The sequence below is a fragment of the Streptomyces sp. NPDC059166 genome, assembly GCF_042755185.1.
Lineage (GTDB): Bacteria > Actinomycetota > Actinomycetes > Streptomycetales > Streptomycetaceae > Streptomyces.
Genome location: NZ_JBHZCI010000001.1, coordinates 39529 through 52738, shown reverse-complemented (window position 1 = coordinate 52738; position 13210 = coordinate 39529). Strand labels below are relative to the sequence as shown.

The following is a 13210-nucleotide window of genomic DNA, read 5'->3' as shown; positions in this document are numbered from 1 at the left end:
GCGCAAAATGGTCATTACGGCGCTGATAGAATACCGGCCCATCGGTACTTTTTGAAGAAACGTCAGGCACGTTCAAGGGGAGCGCGAGTTGGCACGACAGCAACGGGCGATCCGCACGCGCAGAATCTTCCTGGAAGCGGCAGCAGAGGTCTTCGACGAGCACGGATACGACGCGGCCACGATCGCGGCCATCCTGGATCGGGCCGGCCTCACGAGGGGCGCTCTCTACTTCCATTTCACGTCGAAGGAGGAGCTGGCCCGAGGTGTCCTGCAGGAGGCGGTGACCTCGGACGGGGTCACTCCGCAGACCTTCAAGCTGCAGGAATGGGTCGACACGGCGCTCCTGCTGGCCTATCGGCTGCCCAGGGAACCCCTGCTCAGCGCCTCCATCCGCCTCTCCGTCGACCCCCGGGCGCGGGGCCTGTTCGGCACGCGCTGGCCGGACTGGATAGCGCTGTGCACGGAGATGCTCACCGAGGCCAGGGACAGGGGCGAGCTCCTCCCGCACGTCGACCCGGAATCCACGTCCCGGCTGTTCGTGGGCGCCTGGACCGGGGTCCAGCTGGTGACCGAGTCGATGGCCGAGCCGCCCGACCTCGTGTCCGAGATCTCCGCCCTGTTCGAGCTGATCCTCCCCAACAACGCCGTGCCCGGCGTGCTGGCCCGTCTCGACACCTCGCCGCACCGCGCCGCCCGGCTCATCGAGCAGCAGCAGGCGGTCGCGGTCTCCTGACCCCGGCCTCCCCGGGGCGCCACCGCGGTCCGTCACCCGATCGGGTGCGGGGTGCCTGCGAAGTGGCTGGTCAGCCCGCATGGTGGCCCTATGTGGCTTCGCCGAACAGTCGTGTGCGCCATGGTCGTGCCGCTGGCTTTCCTGGTCATCCGGGACGCGCCGGTGCGACTCGTCGCGCCCGACCGCGATGCCGCGAAACCCTTGCAGCGCCCGGCGGCCCCCAAGCCGGTGATCATCACCAGAGCGCAGTGGCACGCGGACGAGAGTCTGGTGAAGGAGCACGCCGTCTACACCGGGACGGTCAAGGCGGTCTTCGTCCACCACACAGGGCACCCCAACGGATACGACTGCGCCGACGCCCCCGCCATGCTGCGGGAGATGGAGGAGGCGCACGTGGAGGGGAAGGGCTGGGACGACATCGGCTACAACTTCGTGGTCGACCGCTGCGGGAACATCTACGAGGGCAGGGCGGGCGGAGTCGGTCGCTCGGTGCGCGGAGCGCACACCACGGGGTTCAACGCGCACAGCGTGGGCATCGCGGCACTCGGCACCTACGACCCCGGGGTGCCGGTGCCCAAGGCGCTCATCGAGGGCATCGCGAAGGTCGGCGCGTGGAAGCTCGACCGGTCCGTCGATCCGAAGGGCTTCGTGCGGATGGTCTCGACGAACGACGACAGCCTTTACCACCGCGGTGAAGTGGTCTATCTGCACACGGTGGCGGGCCACCGGGACACCTTCCAGACGTACTGCCCCGGTGAAGCGCTGTACGCCCAACTGCCCGCCATCCGGCAGGAGATGGCCAGGATCCGGGCGAAGAACCGCTGAGGGCCGGCACGCAGTCCCCGGCGGGCGCGAACTGCGTGACAGCCCTTGGGTGTTCCCCTTCGGCCGGGCCTGACCGGACCGGATCCGCGGGAGACCGCACGGTGGCGCCCGCTACCCCGCGACGTACTGGGTCAGGACCGCCTGCACCTCGTAGATGTCGACGCCCTTGGTGAACGTCTTCTGGATCGGGGTGGCGGATCCGGACACCCAGATCTTCAGTTCGGCGTCCAGGTCGAAGGTGCCCGCGGTCTCCACCGCGAAGTGCGTGATGCTGCGGTACGGGACGGAGTGGTACTCCACCTTCTTGCCGGTGATCCCCTGCTTGTCGATGAGGACGAGCCTGCGGTCGGTGAACAGGATCGTGTCGCGTATCAGCTGGTAGGCGGCGTGCACCTGCTCTCCCCGCCCGAGAAGTCGTGCGTAGTCACGCTGAGCGCCGGCCGGATCGATGGTGTGAGCGTTGCCGAACAGTGCCATGAGGTCCCCTCCACCCGAGTGAATGTGCCGACCTTGAACGCGTCAAAGCCAGATAAAAAGAATATCGGCGGCTTATCTGTTCGTGCCCTTGCACACCTTCTGGAGCACAGCGGAGGAAATACCGTCATGCCGGCATCACCCCTCGCCAAGCGGCCCGTCGAATCGGTGCTCGCCCTTCTGCTCGTCCTCCTGAGCGTGCTGGGCCTCTCGGGCCGCAGCGCCGCCGCCACCCCGCAGCACGCTCCCGCCCAGGCTCCGGCCCAGGCGGCCACCGCCCGCGCAGCCGTCGCGCCGGCCATCACCACGGTGACGGGCGTGACCGGCGGTACGGACTGGGACCGCATCGCCCAGTGCGAGAGCAGCGGCCGCTGGAACACCAACACCGGCAACGGCTACCACGGGGGACTGCAGTTCTCCCCCTCCACCTGGCGCGCGTACGGCGGTGCGAAGTACGCGCCCCGCGCGGACCTCGCCACCCGGTCCGAGCAGATCGCCGTCGGTGAGCGCGTCGCACGCTCGCAGGGAATGGGCGCCTGGCCCACCTGTGGCCGCCTCGGCGCCGGCGGTTCGTCGTCGTCCTCCTCCTCGTCCTCCTCCTCGGCCTCGTCGTCCGGGGGCTCCGACCGGAGCGACGTCGCGCAGTCGGCCCCGAAGCGGCAGTCGGCCGGCGGTTCGAACAGCGGATCGTCCCAGAACGCCTCGTCCGGCGGTTCGTCGTCCGGCAACTCGTACTCCGGCGGTTCCTCCAGCGGCTCGCACGAAAGTGCGAACAGCGGCTCGTCCGCGAGTGACAGCGGCGCCACCCGGTACTCGGAGGACCTGGTCGGTGAGGAGACGTACGTCGTCGAGTCGGGCGACGTGCTGTCGGCGATCGCCGAGCGTGCTGACGTGGACGGCGGCTGGCCCGCACTGTACGAACTGAACCGCGAGGTCCTCGACCAGGGGCCGCACCTCATCTTCCCCGGACAGCGCCTGCGCCTGAACGCCTGAACATCGAAGCGCGACAGGACCGGCAACACGGGTAGGACCGTACGACCGGCGTCTCCGCAGTAAGAGCAGTAAGAGCAGTAAGAGCAGTAAGAGCAGTACGAGCGGTACGAGCAGTGAGAGCAGGACGAGTAGTAAGAGCAGTACGAGCAGGATTGCAGGACGCGCGGAGTCAGCAGCGCCGCAGGATCAGCAGGATTTACGAGCCGGAAGCTTCATGTGTGCCGTCCGGGCGGCGATGCCGGTCCCGAACGACGTACACGGCCAGGTACGCGGACGAACGCGAAACGTGGGTGGTGAAATGCGCACGGTCCAGAGGCAGTTCGAACCGGGAGAAGAGCGGTCGCCCGCGAGCCGCGCGATTGCCGTGGAGATCCGGACGGGCCTCAGGGCCACCGGTCGCACCCGCGCTCACGACCGTACCGGTCACCGGGACGAGGTGTACGGCCCCGAGTGCCGCTCACCGGTCGCCGGAACGCACGCTCCGCCCAGCGGTGGCGTCCTCCTCGGACCCGCTGTACCGATGGCACGCGGGGTTGTGGCACTCCCCGGGGCCCCACTGGGGGACGAAAATGCCCAGAGTCTTGTGCCGCGCCAGGACGGTCGCGACGGGCTTCTTGCAGGCCGGACACGCGTACTCCGCCTGCCGGCCGGTCTGACGCTCGGTTCTGGCCATGCCTTCACGGTAGCGCCGAAACGGACATGGAGAAAGTTTTACGACATTTTGCCCTGGTTGGCCCTCGTGAACGAGGAGCGGCCCGGGGCACGACAGGCGCGGGCGGCCGGATCCTGGTGCCATGGAGCGGGGGACGCCTCGACGAAGGGACCACCCGGTCATGGCACGCGCACCGTCACCGGCAGCAGTCCTGCTCTCCGTGCACGCCGTCGTCTTCGACATGGACGGTGTGATCACCGACTCGGCCCCGGCTCATGCCGCCGCCTGGAAACTCGCGTTCGACGCCTGTCTCTCCGGCCACCAGGACCAGCGACCCTTCGACGCGACGGAGGACTACCGGCTCCACGTCGACGGGAGGGCCCGCAAGGACGGAGCCGCCTCCTTCCTGAAGTCCAGGGGCATCGACCTCCCCGAGGGCAGCCCCGACGACCCTCCCGGCACCGGCACCGTGTGGGCGGTAGCCGCGCGCAAGGACGAGGAGTTCACCCGCCGGATACGTACCGATCCGATCGCGGTCTGGCCCGGGACCGTCCGTCTCCTGCACGTGCTGCACGACGCGCGGGTGCCGTTCGCCGCAGCCTCGGCGTCCCGCCACGCGACGGAGCTCCTGGCCGGGGCAGGACTCCTGGAGATGTTCGGCGCGGTGGTCGACGGCAACGAGGCCCGGCGCCTGGAACTGCCCGGCAAGCCGGACCCGGCCCTGTTCCTGGAGGCGTCACGGCGCCTCGGGATCCCGCCAGGGGAGAGCGCCGTCGTCGAGGACGCGCTGGCCGGGGTGGAGGCGGGCAGACGGGGTGGTTTCGGACTGGTCGTCGGCGTCGACCGTACGGACAGCCCCGAGGGAGCTGCCGGCCTGCGACGCCACGGCGCGGACGTGGTGGTGTCCGATCCCGGTGAACTGCTGATCGACGGGGAGGACTGATGGCCCGCGGATGGACCTGGAGCTACGAGGGGTACGACCCGGAGAAGGAGCGTCTGCGCGAGGCGCTCTGCACCCTGGGCAACGGCTACTTCGCGACCCGCGGGGCCGCGTCCGAGACACCCGCCGGTGACCACCACTACCCGGGCACCTATGTGGCCGGCTGCTACAACCGGCTGACCTCGTCCGTCCAGGGTCGGCAGGTCGAGAACGAGGACGTGGTCAACCTCCCCGACTGGCTGCCGCTGCGCTATCGGATCCACCCCGGTGGCGGGGCGGACCCAGGACCGTGGCTGACCCCTGACCACCCCTTCCTGGCGGACCATCGGCAGTCGATCGACCTGCGCGGAGGGATCCTGACGCGCAGGTCCGTGTACGAGGACGAGGCAGGGCGCCGGCTCACGGTGGTGCAGGAACGGCTGGTGCACATGGGTGACCCCCATCTCGCCGCCCTGCACGTGGAGTTCAGCGCCGAGGGCTGGTCGGGGCAGCTGGAGGTCGAGGCCGGGATCGACGGCGACGTCCGCAACACCGGGGTCGCCCGCTACCGTGCGCTGGCCGACCGGCACCTCACCGGCTGGGAGACCGGCACGGAGCCCGGTTCCATGGTGTGGCTGCGCTGCCGGACGGTGGAGTCGGACATCGGTGTCGCCCTGGCCGCACGCACCGTGGCCTCCTGCGGGCCGGAGCACAACGGTGACCACCGTGCCGAGCCGGAGCAGCAGCCACGCGCCGTCAACCAGCGGCTGCTGCTCCCGCTGTCCCCCGAGGAAGGGGTGGTCGTCGACAAGACCGTCGGCCTGTTCACCTCCCGCGACCCGGCGATCGGCAGTCCGCTGCGGGCCGCGGTGTCGGCGGTGGGCGACGCCCCGCCCTACTCCCGGCTGCGGTCGTCCCACCGCAGGGCGTGGCGCGATCTGTGGCAGCAGGTGAAGCTGGAGGTGCCGGGGGAGCCCGGGCGGATCCTGCGGCTGCACCTCTTCCACGTGCTGCAGACCCTCTCGCCGCACACGGCCGAACTCGACGTCGGCGTACCGGCCAGGGGCCTGCACGGGGAGGCGTACCGGGGGCACGTCTTCTGGGACGAGCTGTTCGTGCTGCCCTTCCTGAACATGCATCTCCCCGAGGTGTCACGAGGATTGCTCGACTACCGCTACCGGCGTCTGCCCGCCGCGTGCGCGGCGGCCGAGGCCGCGGGGCGGCGGGGCGCGATGTACCCGTGGCAGAGCGCGGACGAAGGGCGCGAGGAGACCCAGGAGGTGCATCTCAACCCGAGGTCGGGCCGCTGGCTCCCCGACCGCTCGCGGCTTCAGCACCACGTCGGGTCGGCCGTCGCCTACAACGTGTGGCAGTACTGCCAGGCCACCGGCGACACGGAGTACCTGTACTCCAAGGGCGCCGAGATGATCCTTCAGATCGCCCGCTTCTGGGCGGACAGTGCGCAGTGGGACGACTCCGTCGGGCGCTACCGCATCCGAGGGGTCGTCGGCCCGGACGAGTACCACGACGCCTATCCCGACTCCGACGTGTCGGGACTGGACGACAACACGTACACCAACGTGACGGCGGCCTGGGTCCTGGCGCGGGCGGGTGAGCTCTGCGGCAGTCTGCCTCCGAGCCGGTGCCGGCAGCTCCTCGAGATGATCCGGATCGAACCTTCCGAGCTGGACCGCTGGGACGACGTCTCCCGGAGGCTCCATGTCCCGCGGCACCAGGGGATGATCAGCCAGTTCGCCGGATACGGGGAGCTGGAGGAGCTGGACTGGGAAGGCTATCGGGAGAGGTACGGGGACATCCGGCGGCTCGACCGGATCCTGGAGGCGGAGGGCGACACCGTCAACCGCTACCAGGCGTCCAAGCAGGCCGACGTGCTGATGCTCGGCTACCTGTTCTCCCCCAAGGAACTCGCCGCGCTGTTCGGCCGGCTCGGCCATGAGCTCGACGACGACACCTGGCGCGCGACCGTCGACTACTACGAGCGGCGTACGAGCCACGGCTCCACCCTCAGCTCGCTCGTCCACGCCTGGGTGCTGGCGAGGGTGCACCGCGACCAGGCATGGAAGTACTGCGAGGAGGCCCTGATCGGCGACGTCGTCGACATCCAGGGCGGCACCACGGAGGAGGGCATCCATCTCGGGGCCATGGCCGGCACCCTGGACTTCGTCCAGCGGGGCATGACCGGCCTGGAGACCAGGGACGACGCCCTGTGGCTCGCACCGGCCACGCTCCCCCAGCTCTCGAAGTTCCGTATGCGTCTGCGGTTCAGGCGCCACTGGGACGTGGACCTGCGCCTGCGCGCGGAACGCCTCAGGATCGCCGTACCGGACTCGGAGCGGCCGGGGGTGCGGGTCAGGCTGGACGGCAGTGCGTACATCGTCGAGCCGGGGACTTCGCGATGGCTGGAGCTGCCGGACGACATGACCGGTGGTCCCTGAGCGGGCGCCGGGTTCAGGTGGGCCGGTTCGTGAGGGCCCCGGTTCATGGGGCCGGCGGGTTCAGGAGGGCCGGGAGGAGATCAGCACGCCGATCTTGTCGATCCGGTGCTCGGGGTTGTCGTGCGCGTCACGCCAGTGGTTCCCGGCCGCGTCGTCCTCCGGGGTCGCGCACGTGGAGACGGTGATCATGGCCCGGGTGGCCTTCTCGCCCGGTTCGCCGGGCACCTCGGCGCGCTGCTCCGCGAGGGAGCGCTCGGAGCGGAAGGACGTCTGCCGGGTCTCAGTGATCCGGTACTCGTAGACGGTGCCGCCCTCCTCGACGCGGACGGACTCGCCCTTCGCGAGCGCCGGAAGGTCGCGCAGGGGTCCCCCGTGGGAGAGGCGGTGGGCGGTCACCAGGTAGTTCCCGACCTCGCCCGGACCGACGCCGCCGTCCACGCCGTACGGGCTGGCGGCCACCCCGCGGTCCTGGATGCGGGTGCCGGGGGTGTCGTCCGTCGTTCCCTCGTACGGGACGACGGGCAGTGCCGTCACCCCGATCGACGGGATGGTGAGATCCGCGGTGGCGGTGCGCGGGTCGGTCCGGTCGGACGGGGCGGTGTACGCGGCGGCGGTCGCCGGTGGGGGACCGGCGGTGGCGGCCACCGGTGGGGCCAGGGCCGTCAGCAGGACGACGGCCGTGCCCGCGAGGGCCCGGGAGATGCCTCGGAACGCTGCGGAAGGGTGCATGGCGGAGTCCGGATCGGTGGCCGGGGGTGCCGGGTGCGGACCCGGCGGACGGCCCGCACCCCTCCAGTAGAACACCGCTCACACGGTCGCGCCGGGCGCCCCGAACAGGTCCCGCACCTCCTCCACACCCAGTTCCGTGAGTTCCTCACCCACGAGCACCCAGCGGGTGATGCCGGCCGACTCCAGGAAGGCGAGGTCGTGCCCCGCGATGACCAGGGCACCCTCGTAGGAGTCGAGTGCCGTCGTCAACTGCCGCACGCTCGCCACGTCCAGGTTGTTGGTGGGCTCGTCGAGCAGCAGCAACTGGGGTGCCGGGGCGGCCAGCATCGTGGCCGCGAGCGCGGCACGGAAGCGCTCGCCGCCCGAGAGGGTGCCGGCCGGCTGCTCGGCGCGGGACCCCTTGAAGAGGAAGCGCGCGAGCTGGGAACGGATCTCGTTGTCGGTGATGCCGGGCGCGAGGCGGGACACGTTCGCGGCCACGCTCAGGCCGTCGTCGAGCACGTCCAGACGCTGCGGCAGGAAGCGCAGGGGCACGAAGGCCCTGGCCTCCCCGGATTCCGGCGCGAGCTCCCCGGTGAGGGTGCGCAGCAGCGTCGTCTTGCCCGCGCCGTTGCGTCCGACGAGTGCGACGCGTTCGGGCCCCTGGACGTGGAGCTCACCGTCGCGCAGGGCGCCGAACCGCGGGCGCAGACCCTTCACGCTGAGCACCGTGCGGCCGGCCGGGACGGCCGTGCGGGGCAGCCGCACCCGGATCTCGGCGTCGTCGCGGATCGCCTCCGACGCCGAGTCGAGCCGCTCCCGTGCCTCCTGGAGACGGTCCTCGTGGAGTCCGCGCAGCTTGCCCGCCGCCTCCTGGGACGACCGCTTGTGCGCTCCGGCGACGATGCGGGGTGCCCGTCGCTCGGCGTCCATCTTCCGGTTGTGGCGCTGGCGGCGGGCCACCTTGGTCTGCGCCTCCTCCAGCTCGCGTTTCTGGCGGCGTACGTCGGACTCGGCGGCCCGCACCATGCGTGCCGCCGCCTCCTGCTGGGTGGCCAGCGCCTCCTCGTACGCGGACCAGCCACCGCCGTACCAGTTCACCTCGCCGGTGCGCAGCTCGGCGATCCGGTCGACGCGTTCCAGCAGGTCACGGTCGTGGCTCACCACGACGAGCACACCGGAGCGCCAGGAGTCGACGGCGTCGTACAGTCTGCGGCGCGCGAACACGTCGAGGTTGTTGGTCGGCTCGTCCAGCAGCAGGACGTCGGGGCGTTCCAGCAATAGTGCCGCGAGCCGCAGCAGGACGGTCTCGCCTCCGGACAGCTCCCCCACGGTGCGGTCCAGCCCGACCTCGCCCAGGCCGAGTGACCCCAGAGTGGCGAGGGCACGCTCCTCGACGTCCCAGTCGTCGCCGACCGTCTCGAAGTGGGCCTCGGCCACGTCACCGGCCTCGATGGCGCGCAGCGCCGCGCGCCGCTCGGTGATGCCGAGGGCGTCCTCGACGCTCAGCTCCGTGTCGAGGGTGAGGTTCTGCGGGAGGTAGGCCAGGTGGCCGCCGACGGTGACGGAGCCCGCCGAGGGCTTCAGCCGGCCGGCCAGCAGGCGGAGCAGGGTGGACTTGCCCGATCCGTTGGTGCCGACGAGCCCGGTCCGGCCCCGGCCGATGCTGAGGGAGAGCCCGTCGAAGACCTCCGTGCCGTCCGGCCGGCGGAAGGACAGGGCCGAGCAGGTCAGGGAGGCGGCGGGCGCGGTGGGGTGTGACATGTGATCCTCGCAGTCGCAAGCGTGTGAACAGGGGCTTCGTGTGCGAGCACCACGCGGCGACCGGCCGGAGGGGGGAGGGGTGCGAGGCCTGTGGACAGACGGGGACGGCTCATGCACCGAGGTCGCATCCACGCGGGGTCACGGGCGACGGCGGAGCCGACGCGGACATGACGGGCTACGGCAGCGGGGCCGTACCGCGCGATGATCGCGGACCTCAGATGCGCAACGTCCACCTCTATCGGAGACGACAGGACCCGAAAACTGTACACCGAGGACGGCCTCCGAGCGCGGGATCCACTGGCCCGTGGGTGCTCCGTGGGTGCCCCGTGGGGCGCTCCGTGGGCAGCGACGGCGCCGAGTCGTCCGGAGGGCGCGGCCCCCGGTCCTGACGGGGGCACCCCCGTCGTCTTGACGGTGCGCACGGGCTTGCCTAGCGTCTGCCCGGTCGATCGGCATGGCGCTCGAAGGCGTCGCCGCCACGGTGCTGCGCGACGCAGGCAGAAGGGTCTCCGCGTTGAACTCCTCCCACCCCGGCACCGGCATCGTCGACTCCACCCGGCTCGGTGGCAGGACCGTCGCCCTCACCTTCGACGACGGACCGAACCCCGTCGACACACCCCGGCTGCTCCGGGTGCTGCGCACGCACGGCGTACGGGCCGTCTTCTGCCTGTCGGGGGATCGCGCCCAGGAACACCCCGGGCTGGTGCGGGCCACCGTCGAGGACGGTCACGTGCTGGGCAACCACGGGATGCACCACGACGACATGACGACGTGGTCCGCCGAGGAGATCCGGGCGGACCTGGAGCTGACCACCGCTGCGATCCGTCGCGCCGTCCCAGGTGCGGACATCCCCTATTTCCGCGCCCCGTACGGGAGTTGGGGTGAGAGCCCGGCGGTCGCGGTGGAGCTGGGCATGCGGCCGCTGGGCTGGCGGCTGGGTATCGGCGACTGGGAGACGCCCGGTACGGACGTGCTCGTACGCCGGGTCGAGGAGGGCATCGGACCGGGTGCGGTGGTGCTGCTGCACGACGGGGGCGGCGACCGGGGCCAGACGGTCGACGCGGTCGACCGCCTCGTGCCCCTGCTGCGGGCCGGCGGATGGGACTTCGACCTCCCCGCCCTGCCCGCCTGAGACCCGGCCGCGCATCGGACGGGGCCGCAGCGTGAGTGGCTGGAAATCATCGGTCAGGTGAAACAGAAACGGGGTGCCGGCGCACCGAAGGGGTGACCGAGTCATCTACGAGCGAGGAATTCGTATGCGTTCGCGTCTGTCCCCCGTCACCGCCGGTGCCGCCGCCGGTCTCGCCCTCGTCCTCACCCTGTCCGCCGCACAGACCGCCTCGGCGTCAGGGCCGACCTGGCGGGACGTCAGTCCCGCGACCGGGGCCGGCAGCATCCTGAGGGACGTCGAGTCGTCCGGTACCACCGCCTGGGCGGTGGGCGACGTCCTGGGCGCCGGAAAGAGCCCCGAGACCCTCCTCGCCGTGCGCTGGACCGGCCGGGGCTGGGAGCGGTCCGCCCTCCCCGCCGAGCACGGACGGCTTCTGGACGTTTCCACCGGAGCGCACGGGCAGCCGTGGGCCGCCGGGACCGAGACCGTGACCACGGCCGAGGGGCAGTTCGCCCACGCTCTGCTGCTGAGCCGGCAGAACGGTTCATGGCGCAGGACCGCCCTCCCGCTCCCCGCCACGGCGACGGACAGCGGACTGGACGCCCTGGACACCACCGCCGACGGTCAGGTCTGGGCGTACGGCTGGTACGCGACGGAGGAAGGCGGCGGGAACATCCTGTTCCACAGGAACGCGGCGGGCACCTGGACCACCCTGCCCGCCGACACCGGCCTGAACTGGGTGGACAGCCTGGAGGCGGGCGAGGACGGGACGCTGACCGCCACCGGTGACGGGATCTCCCGCTTCGACGGCCGCTCCTGGGCCAGGCAGGCACTCCCCGACGACAACACCGTGCTCGCCGGGATCGAGGTCCGGTCCGCCCACGACATCTGGGCGGTCGGATTCCACCCGGACGAGGAGCTGTGGAGACGGCCGGCGATCATGCGCTTCGACGGGAAGTCGTGGCGCGAGATCCCCGCACCGCAGGAGACCGGGCAGCTGTACGACATCGCCTTCGACGGCTCAGGCCGCCCGGTGATCGTGGGGGAGACCGCGGACACCGCGGTCGACGAGGGCGGCGACTACGTGCTGACCCGTGACCGGAGCGGTGCCTTCACCCGGACGGAGTCCCCCTCCGGCGCCGGATACCTCTACGGCGCCTCGACGGACCGCTTCGGCAGGGTCTGGTCGGTCGGCGGCGCGGCCGGGGCCGTCGGCGGGGTCTCCCCGTCCGCCTACGCGGGACTGCGCGGGTGACCACACGGGTGACGCCGGGACGCCCCAGCGGTGCTGCGCGGCGATGAGCCGGCGCTGAGCCAGTTCCCGCACCGCGACCGCGTTTCCGGAGGACCCGCTGGTCGCGGACGCGGAACGCGGATTCGGGCGGACACGGAGGCCCGGTGCCCGGGGCGGGCACCGGACCTCCGGGCCCGCCCCGGACCCGAGGGCCGCCGCGGCTCAGCGCAGGGTCTTGAGCATCTCCGCGGAGAACGGCGTGATGTCCTCCGTACGGCCGCGGAGGGTCTTGGCGGCCCACTCGGGGTCGGCGATCAGGGCCCTGCCCACGGCGACCATGTCGAACTCGTCGCGCTCGATGCGCTCCAGGAGCTGCTCGATCCCGGTGACGGACGAACCGTTGCCCTGGAAGGCGCTGAAGAAGTCGCCGTCCAGACCGACCGAGCCGACCGTGACCGTCGGCCTGCCGCTGATCTTCTTCACCCAGCCCGCGAGGTTGAGGTCGGAACCCTCGAACTCGGGGAGCCAGTAGCGGCGGGTGGAGGCGTGGAACACGTCGACACCGGCCTCGGCCAGCGGCGTGAGGAGGCTGTCCAGCTCCTCGGGCGTCCGGGCGAGCTTCGCCTCGTAGGCGTCCATCTTCCACTGCGACATGCGGAAGAACAGCGGGAAGTCGTCCGAGACCGCGGCCCGGCAGGCCGCCACGATCTCCGCGGCGAAGCGGGTACGCGCGACGACGGAGCCGCCGTACGCGTCGGTGCGCCGGTTGCTGCCCTCCCAGAGGAACTGGTCGATCAGATAGCCGTGCGCGCCGTGCAGTTCGGCCCCGTCGAAGCCCAGGCGCTCGGCGGCCGCCGCCGCACCCGCGAACGCCCCGATGACGTCGTCGAGGTCCTTCTGCGTCATGGCGCGCCCCTTCGGCTCGCCCGACAGGGACACCCCGGACGGGCCGACCGGCTCGGCGTCCACCACCGGCGGTGCGCCCTCGGCGCGGGTGACACCCACGTGCCACAGCTGCGGGATGATCGTGCCGCCCTCGGCGTGGACGGCGTCCACGACGCGTGCCCAGCCGGCGAACGCGTCCTCGCCGTGGAAGCGCGGGACGCTGCCGCTGGTGCCCGCAGAGTCGTGGTCCACGTAGGTGCCCTCGGTGATGACCAGGCCGACACCGCCGGCGGCCCGGCGGGCGTAGTAGTCCGCCACGTCCTGCCCCGGCACACCACCGGGGGAGAACTGACGGGTCATCGGCGCCATCGCGATCCGGTTGGGCGAGGTCAGTCCGCGGACCGAGAACGGGCGCGAGAGGGCGTCGGTCGCACGGAGGGCATGCTCGTCTGTCAC

The 13210-nt window shown here is 71.3% G+C and carries 12 protein-coding genes; 7 read left to right on the top strand and 5 right to left on the bottom strand.

All coding sequences use genetic code 11. From position 1 onward, the window contains the following. Positions 1-88: 88 nt before the first annotated feature. On the top strand, positions 89-733 hold the full coding sequence (locus tag ACFXOA_RS00255; RefSeq protein WP_385020085.1) for a ScbR family autoregulator-binding transcription factor: 645 nt from the start codon (positions 89-91) through the stop codon (positions 731-733). Positions 734-823: 90 nt separating this feature from the next. Continuing rightward, the gene (locus ACFXOA_RS00250) at positions 824-1558 is read left to right on the top strand and encodes a peptidoglycan recognition protein (RefSeq protein WP_385020082.1); all 735 of its coding nucleotides are present in this window, start codon (positions 824-826) and stop codon (positions 1556-1558) included. Positions 1559-1669: 111 nt separating this feature from the next. Here ACFXOA_RS00250 and ACFXOA_RS00245 read toward each other — a convergent pair whose 3' ends face one another. Continuing rightward, positions 1670-2035 (bottom strand): PH domain-containing protein, encoded by a 366-nt coding sequence (locus ACFXOA_RS00245; protein WP_362549864.1) that lies wholly within the window; start codon positions 2033-2035, stop codon positions 1670-1672. 126 nt (positions 2036-2161) lie between these two features. Between ACFXOA_RS00245 and ACFXOA_RS00240 the strand changes: the two genes are divergently transcribed. Continuing rightward, positions 2162-3025: a transglycosylase family protein gene (locus ACFXOA_RS00240; RefSeq protein WP_385020079.1), complete on the top strand. Its 864-nt coding sequence runs from the start codon at positions 2162-2164 to the stop codon at positions 3023-3025. A gap of 457 nt (positions 3026-3482) precedes the next feature. On the opposite strand, the gene ACFXOA_RS00235 is transcribed toward ACFXOA_RS00240, so the two are convergent. After that, complete coding sequence (locus ACFXOA_RS00235; RefSeq protein WP_385020076.1) at positions 3483-3698, bottom strand: hypothetical protein; 216 nt, start codon at positions 3696-3698, stop codon at positions 3483-3485. A gap of 160 nt (positions 3699-3858) precedes the next feature. Between ACFXOA_RS00235 and ACFXOA_RS00230 the strand changes: the two genes are divergently transcribed. Both ACFXOA_RS00230 and ACFXOA_RS00225 read left to right on the top strand, forming a co-directional pair. After that, entirely contained in the window at positions 3859-4620 is a 762-nt protein-coding gene (locus ACFXOA_RS00230) for an HAD family hydrolase (protein WP_385020073.1), read from the top strand. Continuing rightward, positions 4620-7052 (top strand): glycoside hydrolase family 65 protein, encoded by a 2433-nt coding sequence (locus tag ACFXOA_RS00225; protein WP_385020070.1) that lies wholly within the window; start codon positions 4620-4622, stop codon positions 7050-7052. Before ACFXOA_RS00230 ends, ACFXOA_RS00225 begins: the two co-directional genes overlap by 1 nt. 60 nt (positions 7053-7112) lie before the next feature. On the opposite strand, the gene ACFXOA_RS00220 is transcribed toward ACFXOA_RS00225, so the two are convergent. Together ACFXOA_RS00220 and ACFXOA_RS00215 are read right to left on the bottom strand one after the other, a co-directional pair. Next, positions 7113-7781, bottom strand: a complete 669-nt coding sequence (locus ACFXOA_RS00220) for a class E sortase (protein WP_385020067.1) — start codon at positions 7779-7781, stop codon at positions 7113-7115. A 78-nt stretch (positions 7782-7859) separates the two neighbouring features. Continuing rightward, positions 7860-9524 (bottom strand): ABC-F family ATP-binding cassette domain-containing protein, encoded by a 1665-nt coding sequence (locus ACFXOA_RS00215; protein WP_385020064.1) that lies wholly within the window; start codon positions 9522-9524, stop codon positions 7860-7862. Positions 9525-9978: 454 nt separating this feature from the next. Between ACFXOA_RS00215 and ACFXOA_RS00210 the strand changes: the two genes are divergently transcribed. Next, positions 9979-10656, top strand: a complete 678-nt coding sequence (locus tag ACFXOA_RS00210; RefSeq protein ID WP_385020061.1) for a polysaccharide deacetylase family protein — start codon at positions 9979-9981, stop codon at positions 10654-10656. Between the two features lie 124 nt (positions 10657-10780). Beyond that, positions 10781-11890, top strand: coding sequence for a hypothetical protein (locus tag ACFXOA_RS00205; protein ID WP_385020058.1), 1110 nt, complete (start codon positions 10781-10783; stop codon positions 11888-11890). Between the two features lie 201 nt (positions 11891-12091). Here ACFXOA_RS00205 and ACFXOA_RS00200 read toward each other — a convergent pair whose 3' ends face one another. Continuing rightward, the gene (locus ACFXOA_RS00200; protein ID WP_385020055.1) at positions 12092-13210 is read right to left on the bottom strand and encodes an NADH:flavin oxidoreductase; all 1119 of its coding nucleotides are present in this window, start codon (positions 13208-13210) and stop codon (positions 12092-12094) included.